14 protein-coding genes and 1 tRNA gene are annotated in these 19,706 nt (G+C 37.4%); 5 read left to right on the top strand and 10 right to left on the bottom strand.

All coding sequences use genetic code 11. The features are described 5' to 3' along the window. A partial coding sequence (locus tag Q0X66_RS14670) for a GIY-YIG nuclease family protein (RefSeq protein ID WP_297707666.1) occupies window positions 1–567 on the top strand: 567 nt, incomplete at its 5' end. Between the two features lie 148 nt (window positions 568–715). Here Q0X66_RS14670 and Q0X66_RS14665 read toward each other — a convergent pair. From Q0X66_RS14665 to Q0X66_RS14640, 6 genes are all read right to left on the bottom strand, one after another. Next, on the bottom strand, window positions 716–1,123 hold the full coding sequence (locus Q0X66_RS14665) for a hypothetical protein (protein WP_297707664.1): 408 nt from the start codon (window positions 1,121–1,123) through the stop codon (window positions 716–718). Between the two features lie 185 nt (window positions 1,124–1,308). Next, a complete protein-coding gene (locus tag Q0X66_RS14660) occupies window positions 1,309–2,565 on the bottom strand; it encodes a cation:proton antiporter (protein WP_297707662.1) in 1,257 nt (418 codons plus the stop codon). Window positions 2,566–2,567: 2 nt separating this feature from the next. Then, entirely contained in the window at window positions 2,568–3,281 is a 714-nt protein-coding gene (locus tag Q0X66_RS14655; RefSeq protein ID WP_297707660.1) for a hypothetical protein, read from the bottom strand. Then, on the bottom strand, window positions 3,282–5,666 hold the full coding sequence (locus Q0X66_RS14650; protein WP_297707658.1) for a hypothetical protein: 2,385 nt from the start codon (window positions 5,664–5,666) through the stop codon (window positions 3,282–3,284). A 432-nt stretch (window positions 5,667–6,098) separates the two neighbouring features. After that, the gene (locus Q0X66_RS14645) at window positions 6,099–6,512 is read right to left on the bottom strand and encodes a hypothetical protein (RefSeq protein ID WP_297707656.1); all 414 of its coding nucleotides are present in this window, start codon (window positions 6,510–6,512) and stop codon (window positions 6,099–6,101) included. Window positions 6,513–6,790: 278 nt separating this feature from the next. Then, complete coding sequence (locus tag Q0X66_RS14640) at window positions 6,791–9,334, bottom strand: adenosylcobalamin-dependent ribonucleoside-diphosphate reductase (protein ID WP_297707654.1); 2,544 nt, start codon at window positions 9,332–9,334, stop codon at window positions 6,791–6,793. Window positions 9,335–9,542: 208 nt separating this feature from the next. On the opposite strand from Q0X66_RS14640, the gene Q0X66_RS14635 reads away from it, so the two are divergent. After that, window positions 9,543–9,815, top strand: coding sequence for a hypothetical protein (locus tag Q0X66_RS14635; protein ID WP_297707652.1), 273 nt, complete (start codon window positions 9,543–9,545; stop codon window positions 9,813–9,815). Window positions 9,816–10,100: 285 nt separating this feature from the next. Here Q0X66_RS14635 and Q0X66_RS14630 read toward each other — a convergent pair whose 3' ends face one another. After that, window positions 10,101–11,564 carry an alpha-L-fucosidase gene (locus Q0X66_RS14630; RefSeq protein WP_297707651.1) on the bottom strand — a complete coding sequence of 488 codons (1,464 nt, stop codon included), beginning with the start codon at window positions 11,562–11,564 and terminating at the stop codon, window positions 10,101–10,103. Window positions 11,565–11,904: 340 nt separating this feature from the next. Here Q0X66_RS14630 and Q0X66_RS14625 point away from each other — a divergent pair, with 340 nt between their 5' ends. After that, entirely contained in the window at window positions 11,905–13,485 is a 1,581-nt protein-coding gene (locus Q0X66_RS14625; RefSeq protein ID WP_297707649.1) for an L-serine ammonia-lyase, iron-sulfur-dependent, subunit alpha, read from the top strand. 10 nt (window positions 13,486–13,495) lie between these two features. On the opposite strand, the gene Q0X66_RS14620 is transcribed toward Q0X66_RS14625, so the two are convergent. The 3 genes from Q0X66_RS14620 to Q0X66_RS14610 all read right to left on the bottom strand — a co-directional run bounded on the left by Q0X66_RS14620 (window position 13,496) and on the right by Q0X66_RS14610 (window position 18,469). Further along, window positions 13,496–14,887: an aminopeptidase P family protein gene (locus tag Q0X66_RS14620; protein ID WP_297707647.1), complete on the bottom strand. Its 1,392-nt coding sequence runs from the start codon at window positions 14,885–14,887 to the stop codon at window positions 13,496–13,498. Window positions 14,888–14,915: 28 nt separating this feature from the next. Then, window positions 14,916–17,150: a S9 family peptidase gene (locus tag Q0X66_RS14615; protein WP_297707645.1), complete on the bottom strand. Its 2,235-nt coding sequence runs from the start codon at window positions 17,148–17,150 to the stop codon at window positions 14,916–14,918. Window positions 17,151–17,392: 242 nt separating this feature from the next. Continuing rightward, complete coding sequence (locus Q0X66_RS14610) at window positions 17,393–18,469, bottom strand: DUF4421 family protein (protein WP_297707642.1); 1,077 nt, start codon at window positions 18,467–18,469, stop codon at window positions 17,393–17,395. A 233-nt stretch (window positions 18,470–18,702) separates the two neighbouring features. On the opposite strand from Q0X66_RS14610, the gene Q0X66_RS14605 reads away from it, so the two are divergent. Together Q0X66_RS14605 and Q0X66_RS14600 are read left to right on the top strand one after the other, a co-directional pair. Beyond that, on the top strand, window positions 18,703–19,236 hold the full coding sequence (locus tag Q0X66_RS14605) for a peptide-methionine (S)-S-oxide reductase (protein WP_297707640.1): 534 nt from the start codon (window positions 18,703–18,705) through the stop codon (window positions 19,234–19,236). A gap of 248 nt (window positions 19,237–19,484) precedes the next feature. Then, a tRNA-Arg gene (locus Q0X66_RS14600) sits at window positions 19,485–19,556 on the top strand. The last annotated feature ends 150 nt before the right edge of the window (window positions 19,557–19,706 follow it).

Here is a 19,706-nt window from a genome sequence, read left to right as displayed (position 1 = left end):
AAGAGGGGGAGCGCCGAAGTAGAGCGGAGCTCACTTCATCGCAATACCAAAGCCATTCACGAAAGTGAGTGGCTTTTTTTACGTGGGAAAACTTGGATGAGAAGTTTATCCCGCCATTGGCGGGAAGTCCAAGAGGGGGGCGCCGAAGTAGAGACAGGCTCGCTTTATGGCTATGTAGTGAACTTTGTTCTACTTCATGGCCATCAATATCAAAACCCATGCATAATGCATGGGTTTTTTGTTTTTATGCATTTCCTATGCATTGACACGACCTATTTTAAGCCCATGATTCTTCCTTACTGTGTATATGTCCTTCAAAGCCAAAGGGACCTTCTACTTTATCATGGATTTACAACCAATCTGGAACAAAGAATACGAAATCATAATGCAGGAAAAACTATAAGTACTTCAAAAAGAAGGCCTCTTATAGTAATCTATTGTGAGTTTTTCCTTAGTAAAAAAGACGCGCTTCGCCACGAAGCATATTTCAAAACCAACCAAGGGAAAAGGATGCTTAAACTAATCTTGCGAAGTACTTTCAATGAGATTGACTATCCCAACAGATGAAGAAAAGCCATTCACTTTAATGAGTGGCTTGTTTCTATTGAAATACACCTAAAATGAGAGGGGTAGCAGAAATGTTGCCTTTTTTATAACCTCTTATGAAGAGTTTTGTTTCTTGCAATCGTAAAAAAGGCATGCAAATTAGTCACCTTTAGTTAGCCCCACTTAAAAAGTCAGGATCTATAATGGAATCCTGCGATAATACAATTGCAATTATTGCCAAAGCTATTATAGGCACTGCTATAACGGCAACGGTAACCCACGTTGAGGCAGATTTGTTTTGTACGAATACCTGAATGATATCAGTATTGTCTAATGGCACCCTGATGAATTCACCAGATTTTTTATTAACACCGTAGAACTGGCCATCTTCAAATGAAATGTACCTATATTTTATGGTTTCATAAGTATTTGTTTTAACCTTAACCTTTTTCTGTTGCTCAAATGCCTGATTAAGGGTTACAGGGTTTTTCAGGTCATAAACCACACAACCCTGTAAAAGAATAACCGTTATAAAATAGAGTGCTGCGGTCCTAAGCCATTTACTAAGTATTTTCATTAGAGTAGATATTAGTTGGTATTTTGGGGAATAAGACTGGAAATTAATGAATTTGATCATTTCATCGCCCTGAAAATTTATTCAATAAAGGATGAAAAAAGGCATTATAACTGGAAGAACACTTGCCGTTGGTCCCTGTGGGTTTATGATTTCATGAAATAAGGTAGCTGTTTCAGCTATAACAGCTAGTCTATTGTTGGTGCCTTCCAACTGACGGATCCTACTTTTCTTGACTTTGCCAAATCGATAGCCTTGGCACTTCTTCGCTTGTCGTAAATCATTGCAAATGTCATGATAAGACTGGTGCCTATGATAACAAAGAGCAGGATACCTTGGTTGAATTCGGCTATCTGTGCTTCTAAAGGGATGGCATAGAACAAGAGTACCGTAATCAAACCTCTAGGTGCTATGAAGAGCTGGGGAATTACATCTTTGCCCACAAAAAGGAGCAATAACACGTATCGTATCGCATAGATGGATAAGATGATCAAGGTACTGATCAAGGCTACGTTCAAATCGAACAATGAAGTGATTGCTATTGTCAAACCGAAGATGACGAAGAAAAAAGTACGTACCACAAAGGCCGTTTCTGCAGTAATGGTATGTAATTCATGATAAATATGGTGCGCCTTTTTAAAATCGAGATATTTGGCCAACTTTCCTTGGAAAAACACTTTCATATTGGCGATGACCAGACCGAATATCAGGATGATGATCAACGAGGAAAGGTGCATCTTCTTGCCTACGGCATAGAGTAGTAATAATACGGCAATCAGCAAGAACAACTTTACATTGCTTTTGATATTTTGAAATATCATTATGATCGCATAACTGGCCACTAGGGCAATGACGATGGTCAAGATTAAATTTCCCGTGAATCCAATAACACCTGAATCTTGGGCAGGGTTTAATCTTGCGGTCAAAAAATAGAACATCATAATGCCTATAATATCGGAAAAGGTACTTTCATAAATATGGAACTCCTTTTTGTTTTCCTTCAAACCGGAGACACTCGGAATTATAATGGCACTTGATAAAATGGACAAGGGCGTTGCATACAACCATGCCGATTGCATGGTCATGGTAGGGATAAACTGATACAGAATCAATGCTGCGATCCATGCAGATACTACAAGGCCAATAAGAGCAACGGCCATTGATTTTAGGATGGGCATCAATTTTTCCCTTTTTAGTTCCAGTTCCAGTGCAGCTTCAAGCACGATCATGATCAACCCAACTATACCCAAAAGTTCAAGGATAGGGAAAAAGTTCATTTCTCCAACCTCGGCAAATTTGAGACCGTATTGCAATACCACTCCAAGAACAATAAGCATAAGTACAGCAGGAATGTTGGTACGTTTAGAGATGCCGTTGAAGAAAAAAGAGAATATGATGATCAACGACACTTCAATTATGAGATTGTACGAAGAAATGATTTCCATGGTTATTCGGTTCTAAAAGTTAAACTTGTTTCAATGTCATGCGCATTTAAAAAGGCAACTAGATCTTCTGTTGTAGCACCTTTTTCAAGCGTGTATTGCAATCTGAGTATTCCGGTACTTTCGGTAGATTTGACAGTTGGTACCTGATCAAAATTGAGGATGGGATTGTCAAAGAGAAGGTCTAATATGTCCTTTTTATCAAAAGGGGTATATAAATAAACGGTTTGTCGTAAAGTGGTATCCGTTGCCGCATTGATCAAAAAACCGTGCTTTTCAATGGTATGATATCCCAGAAATCGCTCTCCATCTTCGGTGTTGAGAATCATGCCAAAAGGGAGTAAACTATTTAACTCACCGCCAATATTATTTGTAGTTATTTGCACCCCTATTTCAACCAATGGGTTGGTCTTGAAAAAAAGTCCGCTGATGTAGTTTCTTATATGACTATAACCGAACACCCCGAGGATTAGCAGTAACATGGCATGGGTGATATAGTTTATTGAAATAAAATCCAAAAGCAGTATCACAAAGGCGATCGGCTTATAGAGTATCAATAGTTTATCAAAGAACTGGGCTACCTTTTTGTTAGTGACGTTTCGCTTTGCAAAACTCTTTACAATGAACGAGACGAACTTTAATACCCAATAAATAACTATAAGCACCAGTAAGAGGTACCAAAGCCCTTTCCATGAATAAAATGTGGTTATATCTTCCATCTAATTGAGCATTCCGTGGTATTTCAAAAGTTCCCGTATATCATGGGCCAAAACCGAATTAATCCGTAGTTCGCCGATCTCATCGCGAAGGAGTACCTTGGTATTGGTCAGCCTGCGTAAGGTTGATTTATAGGTCTGGTCAAATCGTTTTCCAAGAAAATCCTTTAAAATAATCTCATTGACATAGGTATATAGAACAACATATTTTAGAACGAGTAATTCCTTTGAAGTGAAAAAATCTGCAAACTCTACGTGGCGGTCTTTATAGATTACTTTGTTATCGGCAATCATCGTTGTTCCGTAGGTCCAGGCTTGAAGTACTTCCCCCAAATTAAAGTCGAGGGTTCTACAAAGTCTTCGTATGTTTTGTTCTATCTGTTTATCTGTTAAGGCAGTTTCATTCTCGTCTACCAAAATGCGGTGGGAAGCACCATTTCTTAATAAAATAGCTTTGTATATGGTATTGAAATCAGCCTGGCCGATATTGATATAGTTGCTAAATGTATTTGAGAATGGCAAACGATGATCCAAATGTTTTTTCATCATTTCAGAAACAGAAACCATGATGAAAACATGATCAGATTCCAAATCTACAAAGTCTAAGAGGGACTGTACATTTTCCAAAAACGGATGTTCTTTACTGCGCCATACTTCCAGGTCATCAATAATTAAGGCGGGGCGGGAATTGTATATGCTCTTTTTAACTTGTTTTAAGGCTTCCCTTAGATCTTTTGTGGTACTGAATTTTCGCCCTTCGGAGACGAAATTACTATCGGGCTTTAGAAACAAAACATGTTTGCCAAAATGCTCTTTGGCCATTTTCTGCAAAAAGGTAGATTTTCCACTTAGCGGATTGCCCAGTACTAATATAGATTTGTGTATTCCTGACTCCCAAATACCTACGGATTGCGAAATTTTGTTCTCTTCATCAGGCCTATCGACCAGAAAGAGGTCACCTACAAAGTTCTTGTTTAGAAAAATTGTGTCATAATGGGCGTTTTCCTCCTTGAACATACGATAGGCTATACATAGCATCGTCTGTTCCAATCTTTGCGATGGATTGGCCACTATGTTATGTTCATATTTTGAACCCAGCTTGTTGAGAATATTTTTAAAACTTCCTCCAAAACGGTCTATAAATCCCTTGCGTTGTGATGTTAATTGATACATTGAGGATTGGAGCGACACCTCCAAAAATTCATCCGAACGGTAAATATTCGTACCCAAAAACTCGGTTTCCATAACCTTTCGGATTTCTGCAATCACTTTTTCTTGTTTCTCAAGATACTCCTTTAGGGAAGTGCCAACATTTCGAAACCCATCGAGTTGAACCGGCAAGGTTTCCAAAGAATTATTGGCTTTGTCCAGCATCAAGGCGTTTTCAAGATTCAACCACCTAAGCTTGTAATAGGAAATTGCTTGTACCCGATTTTCCCATAAATCTATAAAATAGGGTAACGGAGTATAATCGATCCATTTTTGCGCCGCTTTTCCCAAATCCATTTTTTTGGTCAATAACATTCCTTCGGAAGTTGTGATGGGAAGATTGACCTTTCCTAAGGTTGCCGTCATTGATTCCAAATAAGAAGTGAAATTTTCCTGCAAAGGGTGGTCAAGTTCAATTTTCGATACTACATTTTCCAACCAAACCACGGTTTGGTCTATTTGGGAGACTTGTGTAAGCCCTTCTATGGTTTTGATTCCATCTTCCAAAGACAGGATCATCTGTTCCGCCTCTTTTAAGATGGATTGGCAAACTTCATCGGTGTAATTCCGTATTGATTTAAAGACCTCAAGTTCATTCTTAAAGGATTTTCCCGAAACATTAATGGCTATCAATTGTTCCAGCAGTAGGGAAAACTGATCTTCATATATGTTCCATGGGTTTTGTCTATGCATTAACTTAGAGGCAAGACCGCCCTTGGTATTATTTAAACGTTCAGCTTCTTTCTGTTCCAAGAGTGTTTTTTGTTCAAAATTGTCCAAGGCCTGCAGCAATATCTTCTTACTTTCTAAGAAATGCTCTTTTATGGCCTCTTTATCGACCAGGTTTTCAACTTTTTTGTGATAGGCTATGTATAGCTGAAGGAGAACATCCCTATGAAGAAATAACATATCTTTGAAAGGTTCTGAAAGCGAAAAGTGCAATAGATACAAACCCAATTCATCTCCCTTTACAATTTCATTGTGTTTTTGAAATTCCGAACTGGCCAGAGAGATGTAAGCATTACTAAAATCAAGAAAATCGACAAAAATAACTTCTTGAAGGTTTAATGCTGTAGAAGATTCGTCCAGTGATAGGCGATACTTTTTGATAAGATCGCTTATGACCGAAACATCAAATATGCTAACGGCAGAAGTTTCTGGCGCTGTACTCGAATTCATCTATATAAATAATTCTTCTTGGTAGCCTAACAATATATACACACTTTGGTATAAAGGTCACACATTTTTTTCGATTTTATCTATACAAAGGCATTTTACTTGGGCTGTCCATTCAGTAGATTGCCGAAGTCCTTGTAAAGTTGAAGATCTTGCTGGATAATAATGCAGGAGAAGATGGAGTATATTTTAAGCATTATCAGGTTTTGAAGTGATTTGATTATTTACTGGTTTAGTAAACCACTCTTATAAATTCTAAGAAAAGCATTAATACCATAGATTTATCCACATTTGGATGAACCACAGTCTTTACAGATAAGACATCCTTCTTGGTAAATTAAGTAAGCGGATCTGCCCATTATTTTAATTAAATATTAATCACCTACAATCATTAGCAAAGTAAAATATTAAAAATAAGAAGTCCGGCTAAAAGAATTAGGCAGGTATGACTTTTTTAAATAACACCTTTTTATTATGCTTAAGATTCATTGAAGATAGTACAGACCTCCATTCAACTTTAATATTAGCAATACTGTCCATAATTAGTTCCCCCAGCACAATATCATCTGGATTACCAGTAATTTCAATGTTTTTAAATTCTTTTACCAACAATTTACCATTTGCGGGTAAAAAAGGAATTTTGAATGTGCTTGGGATGAAATTAGTCGCTTTACCAGGAGTTATACTGCCTTTTAAATCTCTTAATTCCATATCAGATTGATTAATCGCCCAGACTTCAAAAGATATTCTGTCCCCAACACGAGGATCTCTTTGGTCTAGGAAATTACGCATATGAAACGTGAGTTGGTCCGTTAATTCCTTCCTTAATTTATCTAAAATTTTTCCCATAGTTGACAAGTATTCTATATAGTTAATTTAGATATTAAATTAATTTATTGATGCCTGCCAGGCAATGATAATGATCATGTTGTGATCTAAAGGAGTTTTATAAAAGTACCTGCCGGCAGTTGTAATAGAACCATTTTAACGGGAACCAACGACAATAATTACTTTATTGCGAAACAGCAAAACCACTCAATTTACTGAGCGGTTTTTTTGATTTATAAAGGCTTTTATCCATTCCTCTAATGTAAAGACAAAAATTTCAGATCTATGAGGCTATAATTTTATCCACATTTGGATGAACCACAGTCTTTACAGATAAGACATCCTTCTTGGTAAATTAAATTAGTGGATGTGCAATTGTCACATTTTTGCCCTTTTGCCTCGGTACCATCGGTAACATATCTTTTTAAAGCCCGGGCTACTCCATTTTTCCAGGTATTTAGTGATTCGCCTTCCAAATGAAGACTGCTGATAAGGTCAACAACTTTTACAATGGGCATACCATGTCGTATTGTGCCGGAAATAAGTTTAGCATAATTCCAATATTCCGGATTGAACTTATGTGAAAGGCCTTCAATGGTTGTTTTATACCCTCTTTTGCTTTTGTATTGAAAATCATAACGAGAGGTTCCATCTTCGTCCCTGTTCTTAATAATCAGCCCGTCATTTACCCATCGTGGGATTAAAATCCCGTCTTCATCATCTGCCAAACCAGTAAAAATTTCGTACGGTTGCTTTTCAATTAAACCAATGAAAGCAATCCATTTGTCCTTGTTGTTTTGAAATCGTACCACATCTGCCTCCAGGACCTGAGGGCGTTTGGTCGGATAGGTGTTAAGTGTCTCTTCAGTTTCACTTTCATTGGATATCAACACTCCTGATCTTGAGCCATCGCGATAGACCGTGACTCCTTTACAGCCAACCTTCCATGCTTCCATATACAACTTGCCCACCATCTCTTCAGTGACTTCATTGGGAAGATTTATGGTAACACTTATAGAATGATCCACCCATTTTTGAACGGCGCCTTGTAAACGAACTTTACTTAACCAATCCACATCATTGGAAGTAGCTTTATTATATGGGGATATGGCCACAATCTTATCCAGCTCTTCCTGATTGTATTCTTTTTCAGTATCCAATCCATTTACGGTCATCCATTGTTTAAACCTATGGTGAAACACTACGTATTCTTCCCATGAATCACCCATTTCATCAATAAAAGCAACCTTACTATCCTTTTCGTTGGGATTAACTTTTCTCCTGCGTTTATAGACCGGAAGAAATACCGGTTCAATACCGGAAGTAGTCTGGGTCATTAGACTTGTTGTACCGGTCGGGGCAATTGTCAATAAAGCAATATTTCTTCGACCGTATTCCAGCATTTCATAATATAATTTTTCATCTGCTTCTTTTATTCGAAGAATAAAAGGGTTTTCTTTCTCTCGTTGCGCATCGAAAATTTCAAAGGCTCCTCGATCTTTTGCGGTATGAACAGATGCTCTATAAGCCTCTAACGCAATCGTTTTATGCACTTCAATTGAAAATTCGTTCGCTTCCTTACTTCCATATCGCAATCCCAATGCTGCCAGCATATCTCCTTCTGCGGTAATACCAATTCCTGTGCGCCTGCCCTGTATAGCTTTCTCTTTAATCTTTTCCCATAATCGCACTTCCACAACTTTAGTTTCCTCTAATTCCGGATCCGATTTTATTTTTCCCAGAATAACCTCTACTTTTTCAAGTTCCAGGTCTATGATATCGTCCATGATGCGCTGGGCTGCAGCAATATGTTTTTTAAACAGGGTAAAGTTAAATTTCGCAGTGCTCTTAAATGGATCTTCGACATAAGAGAACAGGTTGATGGCCAATAATCTGCAAGAATCATATGAGCATAACGGGATTTCTCCGCAAGGGTTGGTAGAGACTGTTTTGTAGCCAAGGTCTGCATAACAATCGGGCACCGACTCTTTGATAATTGTATCCCAGAACAAGATTCCGGGTTCTGCAGATTGCCAGGCATTATGTACAATTTTATCCCATAAGTTTTTGGCATCAATGGTTTTTGAAACCTTTGGTGTGTCACTATGAACCGGGAACTTTTGGGTATAAGGATTGTTGCTTTCAACGGCGTTCATAAAATTATCATCAATCCGAACAGATACATTGGCTCCTGTGACTTTTCCGCGCTCCATTTTAGCATCGATAAATTCTTCGGCATCAGGGTGGTTAATTGAAACCGATAACATCAAAGCTCCCCTGCGTCCATCTTGTGCTACCTCGCGTGTGGAATTCGAATATCGCTCCATAAATGGCACCAGGCCGGTTGAGGTTAAAGCAGAATTTTTAACTGCTGATCCTTTTGGCCTGATATGGGACAAGTCATGTCCAACACCTCCCCGTCGTTTCATTAATTGTACTTGTTCCTGGTCAATTTTCATTATTCCTCCGTAGGAATCTGAAGTGCCTTCATTCCCAATCACAAAACAATTAGACAATGAAGCTATTTGAAATGGATTACCGATACCCGCCATAGGACTTCCTTGTGGTACAATATATTTGAAGTTTTTGATCAGATCAAAAATCTCGCCTTCGGTAAGGGGATTCGGATATTTTTGCTCCACACGAGCTATTTCTTTGGCAATCCTTCTATGCATGCCATCCGGATTAATCTCATAAAGATTTCCCTCAGAATCTTTTAGGGCATACTTGTTAATCCATACTGTGGCGGCGAGATCGTCTCCATCAAAATAATTTAAACTAGACTTATACGCTTCTTCCTGAGAATAAGTTTTTCTTTTTGAGGGAATAATTTTTACGGACATGGATAATTTTTTCAATTAATTTATTATAGTACTGTCCATTGTGCTAGCCAAAGAGGAATAGCGATGAAGTGAGCTTACTCTACTTCATCGCAGAAATGCCGGACTTTTTTTATGGTTTATACTGACAGGCATACTATATCATCCGTTTTATAGTTATAAGACCAGTAAAATACCTAAAATCAACCAAAATTTAAAAACAAATAATATTATGAAAAGACTTAAGATCGCAATTTTAGCTATAGGAGTGTTCGGATTTGCTGCTTGTGGTAGTGATGATAATGATGAGGGAGTTAATAAATGTCAAACATGCTCACTTTCCATTTTAGATCAAGAAGTTGTTAGTGAATATTGTGACAACGGAGATGGTACTGTTACAGTAACAACTGCCGGGGTAGAGCAAACAGAAGACTTAGATGGGGCTCAATTAATTTATTATAGTACTGTCCATTGTGCTAGCCAAAGAGGAATAGCGATGAAGTGAGCTTACTCTACTTCATCGCAGAAATGCCGGACTTTTTTGTTTTTGACGCATATTCTTTTCAGCAAGGATTCATAAATTGGGATATGCTACTTCGATTGTTTTTTGATAAAAATTTCCTTTGCAAGAGGGATGGCATGCGATGAGAAATATTTTAGGACCACTTAAGGAAAGAGCATATCAAAACCAATACTACGGAATACGTTAAAGGAAATCGGGTATCCCATTAATTTATCAAAATGGTATTTGTCCGCAGGAGGCCTTTAATTTACACAAAACAACCAGGTTTCATTTTGTGGTTCTTTCTACTCCATGGATTTTAAAGGACCATGCATATTGGTTGCCGGTGGTACTAATAGCATCTTCAGGTATATTTATTAAAAGTCCTTCCTCTTCTGAATACGTGTAATTAAGAGGAGTCTCATATCCAATTAGTTCTATTTTGCCACCCTCCATAGGTTTCACGTATTTCAGCACAAGGTCTTTTTTTGGAGATTTTAGAGAAATGGCATAAATAATCTGTTCTCCTCTTTTTTTTGTAAAGCGTATGTCGTCACCTTGCTTAAAATGTGCTTTTAGTTTTTCTGTCCCATATATTACTTCACCATTAGTACGCAGCCAATCACCTATTACCTGGAGTCTTTCTAAACTAGGTTCAGGAATTTCGCCTTCGGAAGTGGGTCCAACATTTAAAAGATAATTGCCCCCCTTTGATGCTACGTCTATCAAATTATGTATCAACACCTTTGCAGATTTCCAGTTATGGTCGTTCAATTTATAACCCCAGGTATCGTTCATGGTCATACAGGACTCCCAATCAACATTGGCAATCCCTTCCAATATCTCTTGTTCCGGAGTACCAAAATCGCCGGCATAATCATCATCTTCCTTGTTCATGCCCTGCATTCCCTGTCGTCCTTTATCGACCCTATTATTGATGATTACTCCAGGTTTCAACTCCCGAAGATATTGGTACATTTCCTGCCCCATTTCATGGGTATATTCGAGTATCCATTCCCCATCGAACCATATTATTTCAGGGTCATAATTCTCTATAAGCTCCGTTACTTGTGGCTTTAAATAATTGGTGTAATACTCCGGGAATTGAGAATTCATCTTTAGTGAATCTTGTGTGTTGTATTCCGGATAATTGAGTCCCTGGGCCTGTGGATGGTGCCAATCCATAATGGAATGGTAAACTCCAAACCTGATGCCTTCCTCTTTACACGCTTCAGAAAGTGCCTTTAATATATCCTGGCCATAAGGGGAGAAATCTACAATGTCATAATCAGATACATTTGAATCCCATAGGCCAAAACCATCATGGTGTTTGGAGGTGATCACCATATATTTCATACCTGATTCTTTCATTGTGCGAGCCCATTTTTTTGCGTCGAATTTCAGTGGATTGAACTGTTTCGCATATTCTTCATACTCAGTTATCGGAATTTGGGCACTGTTCATTATCCATTCACCGACATTATCCACTTCTTTACCATTATAAACTCCGGCAGGCACCGAATAAGGACCCCAATGGATGAACATTCCAAAACGGGCATCGCGCCACCATTTCATTCGTTCGTCAAATGACTCGTTTGATTCTTCCAGATAATTTATAGTAGTAACCTCTTCAATGGAGTCACTTTTTTTAGCTTGCTCCTTGCATGATGACATCGCCAAAATGATAAAAAAAATCACTGGATAAAGAATATTTTTTGTTTTATGGTTGTATTTTAAAATACGCACTTTCATTCAAAAATATTTTACATTGAACCAATCAAAGCTAAAATTTAATTTTATGATTGTCAACTACTAAGAAGCCCTATATGGTTTCTTTTTTTTGCACGCTACCTTAATGCAAAACATATATAAGCAGCCATTATTTTTAGTGATTTTTGCAATAAATGTATACCTTTTTCAGTAGGTGCTCATAATATACAGTGAGGTTCTCCTATTATGCCTTAAAATTTAAAATCCAGGGTTCTATGTTGATAATTCCGTTGATTATGAAGAAGTTAATCTTTTAAATTTAGCCACAGAAAGATAGGATGAATTAAATAAATTCACTTATTTAGATAAAGAAGAATAAATTATGAAAAAGAACCCGGGGATTTTCAACGATGTAATTGGCCCTGTAATGCGTGGCCCTTCCAGCTCACACACGGCAGCATCATGGCGAGCAGCCAGAATGTGCCTCGATTTATTAAATGAGCCCTTAAAAAACGCCAATATTGATTTTGATAAGGATGGTGCCTGGGCACCAAATTATAGAGAGCAAGGAACCACACTGGGTATAGATGGTGGCCTATTGGGGTTGGATATGACTGATGATAGAATGAAAAATACAGAGCAAGTGTCAGATGAAATGGGCATTTCTATCTGTTATAAAATAGATTCGTTTAAAACAAAACATGTAAATACTGTCCGTTTAACATTGGAGGGAATTAACGGAAAAAGCACTCGGGTTTTAATGGCATCCTTAGGAGGTGGCTCTTTTGAAATTCAGGAAATTGATGGCTTTGAAGTAAGTATTTGTGGGGATTATTATGAATTACTTCTTTTTAATAACAGGAAAGATGAATTTCCTGAAATTTTAAAATCTTTATTCCCTGAGAATCAAATATTGTCTGAATCTTTTAATGAGGATAAACGACTGATTAATTTAAAATTTTCTGAGGAAATTTCGGGTGAGGTAATTAATCTTTTAAGAAGTACTTTATTATTTGATAATGTAATTCTGGCCAATCCTGTTCTTCCCATTATTGCCGGAAATGAGATTGAACTTCCGTTTACTACGGTATCGTCTATGCTGGAATATGCCGAAAAACAGAATCTTGACTTAGGACAAATAGGATTAATTTATGAAAGGGCCCAAAGTGGGTTAACGGATTCAGTTGTTGTTGACAGAATGAGAAGTCTGGTTGAAATAATTGAAAATAGTATTGAAAAAGGGTTAGCCGGCACGGTATATGAAGATCGGATTTTACCTCAACAATCGCATTTAATTGATAGCGCCCGCAAGACTGGAAAAATTTTACAAAACTCAATTATAAATAAAATCATTGCTAATGTTTCGGCAATTATGGAGTCGAAAAGTGCCATGGAAGTTGTTGTTGCAAATCCAACTGCGGGTTCCTGTGGTGTAGTTGGAGGCGTCTTAAGAGCGGTGGCCGACGATATTAATGCAACTCATGAAGAATTAATCAACGCTTATTTTGCTACCGGGATTATAGGTGCCTACTTTGCAATGGGCCCCGGGTTTTCTGCAGAAGAGCATGGTTGCCAGGTTGAATGTGGTGCCTCTGCAGGGATGGCCGCAGCCGGAATAGTGCAATTATTTGGAGGGACTGCCAGACAGGCGGTTGATGCCGCCTCCATGGCCATTCAAAATATGATTGGCCTGGTTTGTGACCCTATCGCAGATAGGGTGGAAGCACCTTGTTTAGGGAAAAATATTAGCGCCGCTGTTAATGCGTTGTCATCTGCAACAATGTCTTGTGCGGGCTTTAATGCCCTGATACCTTTAAATGAGGTTATTGAGACGGTTTCAAAGGTTAGCAGCCAAATGCCCACTTGCGTAAAATGTACCGGTAAAGGGGGACTTGCTGCAACAAAAACTGCCTGTGCCATAAAAGAAAAACTAGCATTAAAAAAACCTTTATCAACTCCTTAAATAAGAATTATTACAAACCTTTGGCCCATTCTGTTTCTACCTCTGCAATTTTTTTGGGTTTTGGGTTACCAAGAAGTTTATACCCTTTTTCTGTGATTAACAAATCTTCTTCGTTACGCAAACCTCCAAACGATCTATAGGCTTCTAATTTGGTAAAGTTTATATAATCTGAATTTATTTTGGAAGACTTCCATTGATTTATCAATTCAGGAATAAAATAAATACCCGGTTCAATTGTAATTACAAATCCCGGCTCTAGCTTTCGTCCAAGTCTTAATGATTTTAATCCAAATTGTGTGCTCTTTGGTTCACCATCATAACCAACATAGACTTCACCCAGGTCTTCCATATCATGTACATCAAGTCCCATCATATGACCAACTCCACAAGGAAAAAACAGGGCATGTGCGCCATTCGTAATTGCATCTTCAACATTACCTTTCATGATACCTAAATCTTTTAAACCATTGACAATTACTCTGGCTGCACCAAAATGCACTTCTTTAAAAGGTATCCCCGGGCGCAACATTTCAATAGCTGTATTATGACTTTCTAAACAAATGCTATAAATCTCTTTCTGTCTTGATGTAAATTTTCCAGATACAGGAATTGTACTTGATAAATCACCACTATATCCCATAGCTGTTTCTGCACCCGCATCTAAAAGGAAAAGATCTCCATTTTTTAGAATATTTCCATAATGGTGATTATGTAAAACTTCTCCATTAGTTGTAGCAATAACAGGGAAAGACAAGTGACCGCCGGCAGCCTTCGCAATATTTTGTACTGCCGCTGCTATCTGTGCTTCAGAAATATTTGGCTTAGCCAATCTCATAGCCAATTTATGCATAGCTACACTGGTATTGATTGCTTTTGTGATCTCAATTATTTCGGCATCAGATTTGTAATTTCTCTGATTAATAATTCCCTTAATTAAATCAATTGAAACTTCCCTTTGCTGTTCTTCTGGTAAAATCCTTAACCATTGAAAAAGTTTAAGTTTATTTTCCGGACGATAGGGGGGAAGGAAGTGTATTATTCTTTTCCCTTTAGATTCCTTGTTTAATTTTTCAAGGAGTTGAGAAGTTGTGCCGGTTTTAAAAATTCCTACCTGGCTGGCTTGTGCGGCAATAGTGGGTTGGGGTCCCATCCAAACAAAATCTATAACAGTATAGTCGTTTCCAAAGATAAATTCTTCACCAGAATCACAATCTAATATACCGACAAGATTTGGTAGATTTAATCCAAAAAAATAAAGAAACGAGCTATCCTGCCTGAAATGAAATGTATTATCCGTAAAATTCATTGGGCTTTCATTATTTCCCAATAAGAGAATAATTCCTGAACCAACAGTTTTTTTTAATTTTTCACGCCTTTGAATATAGGTCTCTTTTGGAAACATACTTTTAATCCTTATCCTGAATATGTTATTATTTCTCTCCTGCCGGAAGATTTTGCTTTAGATAATTATACATGCTCATTCGTAAATGCAGCGAAGTATTATCCCGCTCGGAAATACTATGTGACCGCATGGGATAGTCAATCATTGAAAAATATTTTTTGTGTTTTATTAGCTCATTTGCAAGCATTTGGCAACTTTGATAATGACAGTTGTCATCCCCCGAACCATGGATTAATAAAAGGTTGCCTTCCAGGTTTTTGGCATGCGTAATAGGGCTACCTTGTTTGTAACCGTCTTCATTATTTTTTGGCAGGTCCATATACCTTTCCTGATAAACGGTGTCATATAATTTTTGATCACTTATAAACGCAATGGCGATTCCGGTTTTATATATTTCGGGGTATTTAAACATGCAGTTCAGTGTCATGGATCCGCCACCACTCCAACCCCAGATTCCAATTCTGTCCGGGTCAACAAAATCCCATTCCATAATTTTTTTGGCTGCTGCTGCCTGGTCTTCCGTCGCGATAATTCCAATTTTTTTATATACGCTTTTTCGCCATTCCCGCCCTCTGGGAACCTTAGTACCCCGGTTATCAATACTTATAACTAAATATCCCTTTTGCGCTACAAATTCATTAAATAAATCACGGCTATAATTATTTTGAACAGTACTTCCGGCAGGTTCTCCATAGACATAAAATAAGACCGGGTATTTTCTAGACGGATTGAAATTGAGAGGCTTTAAAATCCAACCATCAAAAGTTATTTCTTCTGAAATTTTGAGTTTAAAAAACTCTTTTGTTGGAATCTTATGGTTTTGAAGTTTGGTTCTTAACTCCTGGTTATCTTCAAGTATTCTCAAAACTTTATGGTCTGGTAAGCTCACTAGTTGAATCTGTGGAGGGGTATTAACGCTTGAAAATGTATGTATGGCGTATTTACTATCAGGTGAAATTTTATAGGAGTGATGCCCAATTTGATTTGAAGGAGAGAGACGTTGCGGCTCTCCTTTACCATTAAGCTTACTTCTAAATAGATATCGCTCAGTAGGAGTGTCCGGGGCGGCAATGTAATAGATCCATCCGGTTTTTTTATTTATGGATAATAAAGTGACTATTTCAAAATTTCCATGAGTTATTGGAATGACTTCTTTACCATCCCTGGAAACTTTATATAAATGTAACCACCCGGTTTTATCACTTCGCCAGGTAAAATATTTGCCATTATCTAACCATGTTAAATCGTCATAAACGTCCAGCCACGCATCCACTTTTTCGGTATGGATAATTTTGGATGTACCATTTCGGACATTTCCAAAATAAACTTTGTTTGTGTTTTGTTTCCTGTTGAGTTGTTCCACTATAATTTCTTCTGAAGATTTAGCCCAATCCATCCGTGCCAAATAATGATTACGGGGATCACCGGGAATGTCTATCCAGGTCGTTTCTTTATTGACAACATCTACCACACCAATTTTAGAAGCGGAATTGGTTGTACCTACTTTTGGATAAGGAATGGGGATTAATTTGGGATAGATAGAATCAATATTATTTATCATATAGAATGTTCCAATACCCTTGGTATCCATTTGCCAGTAAGCTATTTTTTTACTGTCAGGACTCCATCTAAAACCATCCCTTAAACTCAATTCTTCTTCATATACCCAATCAAAAGTACCATTAATGATGTTGTCGAATCCATCTGTAGTCAGTGCATTTATCAATTCGGTTTCCAAGTCTTCAACATAAATATTTTGCTCACTGACATAGGCAACTTTTTTGGAGTCGTTTGAAAACTTTGCAAACTGAAGTGTTGTCGGTGTTAAGGATTTTCCCAGTTTTTGAAGTTTTCCCGAACTTAAATTCAACACCCAAAAGTCTCCTCGTGTATGGTAGCGCCAGACCCGTCTTGTATTAGTAAAAATCAGTAATTTCTCCCTATCCTCTGACCATGAATAATCTTTGATATTAAGTGGTTGGTCTTCGCCTTCCGGGATAAAAGAAATGGCTTTTACTAAAACAATGCGTTCATCTGATTTCGGATTGTATTGAATTATATCTTTGCCATCAGCCGTTTCTGAAGGCTCAAGCGCAGTATAGCCCGAACCGTCCTCCAGCCATCGAACAGGCCCAAAACTTTTCGTTTGAAATTCTTTTGTTGAATAGATTTTTTCTAAGGTCAGATCTTCTTTTTGCCCCATCATAGTTGCAGATGCAATGCAAAGGAACATAATGAGTGCAAGCCTTATTTTTTTATTCATGTTGAATGATATTGTTTTCAATATAATCTCACCTCCTGGAAATAAGTCATGTTTTGATTGGAAGGCCAATATTTGATATTAGGTTAAATATAGGAAATTAAGCCATATATTTTAATAGTACCTAGTTTTGGTTATCCCAATACAGCTTTTGTATTCTGAAAGGAACCTCAAAGGAACTTATCGACTTGTCAATAGGAGCAAAACCAGAACTAGAGTTACCTGGAATAGAAATGGTATCAACCTCAAATGGACTTCTTGTTGCCCTTTATTCTATAACCGAGAACTAGCTTTCCACTTAGAAAAGTAAAAGCACCGTTATTCTCGAAACCAAGATTGGACATATGGATAGAACCTCGTAAACTTATATTAGTGTAAAAGCGGTTCCATTTATACCCAAAAAGTACCGATCCGTCGAGTTTATATAGTACGGGATTCCTTGGATTATAGGAAACGGTCTCTGTCTCCGCATTTTTTATGGTTAAGCCAATACCAGCTTTTGCACCTATTCCTATATAAAAATTTGAGGGGAGTCTAAAGAGACCAACCAAACCACCCATTGCGCCAATCCCGTAGCTAATAATATTGGTAATTCTCGCCTGTTCGTTGAAATAAGGATCAAACTCCATAGGAATAACAGAACTATCTGCCGAGATCTGATTATATACCAAAAAACCTCCAACACCAAATGAAAATATATTTTGTTCTTGGTTTTTAAGTCCTGATCTTAATAATGTCTGAGAGTATTTCCCGGCATTGAACAGGTATAAATAATCAATACCGCCGGCAATTGATTTAATGTCATCTCTGAAAACAGTTGTATTATTTATAGAATTTTGAATATTAAATCCATCGTAAATCTGAAAATAAAAATCTATAACACTTTGATTAAAGATAAATCCACCCCGAAGGTCAAATCTATCTGTGTTTTCTGTGCTTTTATCTTTTATAGTAAACCCTATATCCAGAATGAGTTTACGTGAAGCTACACCTATTCCAATACCGTACAAATTATTCGGAATATAAGTAAAAGCGGCCTCATTGTTAGATAATTTGAACCCCTGTGCTTTAATATTTCCAAAGAGTCTAACCGACCAGTTTCTAAGATCATGATCAATAAGTAATGAATCTATTAGATTTGTAGTTCGTACAGAATCTGTTTTATCTAAGTTTTGGGACCAGCAAAGTGCATTTATCAGAAAAAAAAGAGGCAGTAATAATTTTCTTTTAGTAACAAAACCAAACACCGTTTTGATTGCAATTTTGAAAATTATAAATCTCCAAAAGGATCTAATGCGATCTGTTTTGTTATTATCATCCATTAAATAATCTGGAATAATCTAATATTTAGAATGTCTATTAAAGATACTTAAAATAAGTCGACTCTTTTAATTAATTTATCTCTCTTAAATCAGGCTTCAAGAATCAAGAGAATATAGATAATTGCATCTGTTGATCTTAAAAGTTGTAAACTTTTGAAGTTTATTTCGTCTGAAAGGTATAGCCATTAATATCCGCGGAATTTTATTGGAAATATTACTTAATATGGGATTAAATGAGAATTGACAAAATTGGTTTTGGGGGAGGTTGCCACTGGTGTACGGAAGCTATATTTCAATCCTTGAGGGGGGTTATAAAGGTAGAGCAAGGATGGATATCAGCCGAAGGTACAGAGGATTTTCACGAGGCAGTAATTCTCCATTTTAATCCGGGTTTCATTTCTCTGAAGGAATTAATAGAAGTACATCTTTATACACACAATAGTACTTCCAATCACTCCATGCGAAGAAAATACCGTTCCGCAGTTTATACATTCAATGAATTGCAGCAAAAAGACTCTGCAAACATCTTAAGACTGCTAGAAAAAGACTTTAAAGACCTGCTAATCACTCGCGTATATGGCTTCAAAGAATTTAGAATGTCACCTGAGTCTTTTCAAAATTATTATCATAAAAATCCGGAAAAACCATTTTGTAAAACATATATAGACCCCAAATTGCAAATGATTCTTAGAAGGTTTCCAAAGAATGTTATAGGGACCACGCTGAACCCATTAAAAACTGGCAAAGAACAAAAGATTAAAGAATAGATATGAGCTTCTAAGTTCGTATTAAAAATTCTTATTTTTGTGCCCTTGTAAACTTTTTAATTGCAGAATTTGGCCTCATAGCCCGTCCGTCTATGCCGGGCCCGTCCGTCTATGCCGGGCCTGCCTGCCGCAGGCAGGTTCAACGGATAGCCCCGATAGCTCCCCGATTATTATCCGGGGGGGGGGGAAGTTTCCTAAACTTGCAGGAAGAATAAGAGAAAGTATTTATAAATTCGCAGATTATAATTGGCCTCATAGTTCAACGGATAGAATAGAAGTTTCCTAAACTTTAGATCCAGGTTCGATTCCTGGTGAGGCTACGGATAAGCACATTAGGCATTTATTTTTGACCGACCGCGAGAAACTTGTTTCATTGAGGTGCGGTCCAAAAATAAAACCAGCTGCATAGCAGTTGGCCTTTTGTATTTTCAGCACGAGCGTTTCTCAGGAACAGCGAAGCTAATCCTGGT

It is taken from the genome of uncultured Eudoraea sp., assembly GCF_947260015.1.
Lineage (GTDB): Bacteria > Bacteroidota > Bacteroidia > Flavobacteriales > Flavobacteriaceae > Eudoraea.
The sequence above is the reverse complement of the archived record's forward strand: the minus strand, read 5'-3'. Positions and strand labels throughout refer to the sequence as shown.

Excerpts from the sequence above, each read along its gene's own strand:
- Q0X66_RS14665 (WP_297707664.1), bottom strand. The coding sequence starts at position 1,123 with ATGAAAATACTTAGTAAATGGCTTAGGACCGCAGCACTCTATTTTATA.
- Q0X66_RS14660 (WP_297707662.1), bottom strand. The coding sequence starts at position 2,565 with ATGGAAATCATTTCTTCGTACAATCTCATAATTGAAGTGTCGTTGATC.
- Q0X66_RS14655 (WP_297707660.1), bottom strand. The coding sequence starts at position 3,281 with ATGGAAGATATAACCACATTTTATTCATGGAAAGGGCTTTGGTACCTC.
- Q0X66_RS14650 (WP_297707658.1), bottom strand. The coding sequence starts at position 5,666 with ATGAATTCGAGTACAGCGCCAGAAACTTCTGCCGTTAGCATATTTGAT.
- Q0X66_RS14645 (WP_297707656.1), bottom strand. The coding sequence starts at position 6,512 with ATGGGAAAAATTTTAGATAAATTAAGGAAGGAATTAACGGACCAACTC.
- Q0X66_RS14640 (WP_297707654.1), bottom strand. The coding sequence starts at position 9,334 with ATGTCCGTAAAAATTATTCCCTCAAAAAGAAAAACTTATTCTCAGGAA.
- Q0X66_RS14635 (WP_297707652.1), top strand. The coding sequence starts at position 9,543 with ATGAAAAGACTTAAGATCGCAATTTTAGCTATAGGAGTGTTCGGATTT.
- Q0X66_RS14630 (WP_297707651.1), bottom strand. The coding sequence starts at position 11,564 with ATGAAAGTGCGTATTTTAAAATACAACCATAAAACAAAAAATATTCTT.
- Q0X66_RS14625 (WP_297707649.1), top strand. The coding sequence starts at position 11,905 with ATGAAAAAGAACCCGGGGATTTTCAACGATGTAATTGGCCCTGTAATG.
- Q0X66_RS14620 (WP_297707647.1), bottom strand. The coding sequence starts at position 14,887 with ATGTTTCCAAAAGAGACCTATATTCAAAGGCGTGAAAAATTAAAAAAA.
- Q0X66_RS14615 (WP_297707645.1), bottom strand. The coding sequence starts at position 17,150 with ATGAATAAAAAAATAAGGCTTGCACTCATTATGTTCCTTTGCATTGCA.
- Q0X66_RS14610 (WP_297707642.1), bottom strand. The coding sequence starts at position 18,469 with ATGGATGATAATAACAAAACAGATCGCATTAGATCCTTTTGGAGATTT.
- Q0X66_RS14605 (WP_297707640.1), top strand. The coding sequence starts at position 18,703 with ATGAGAATTGACAAAATTGGTTTTGGGGGAGGTTGCCACTGGTGTACG.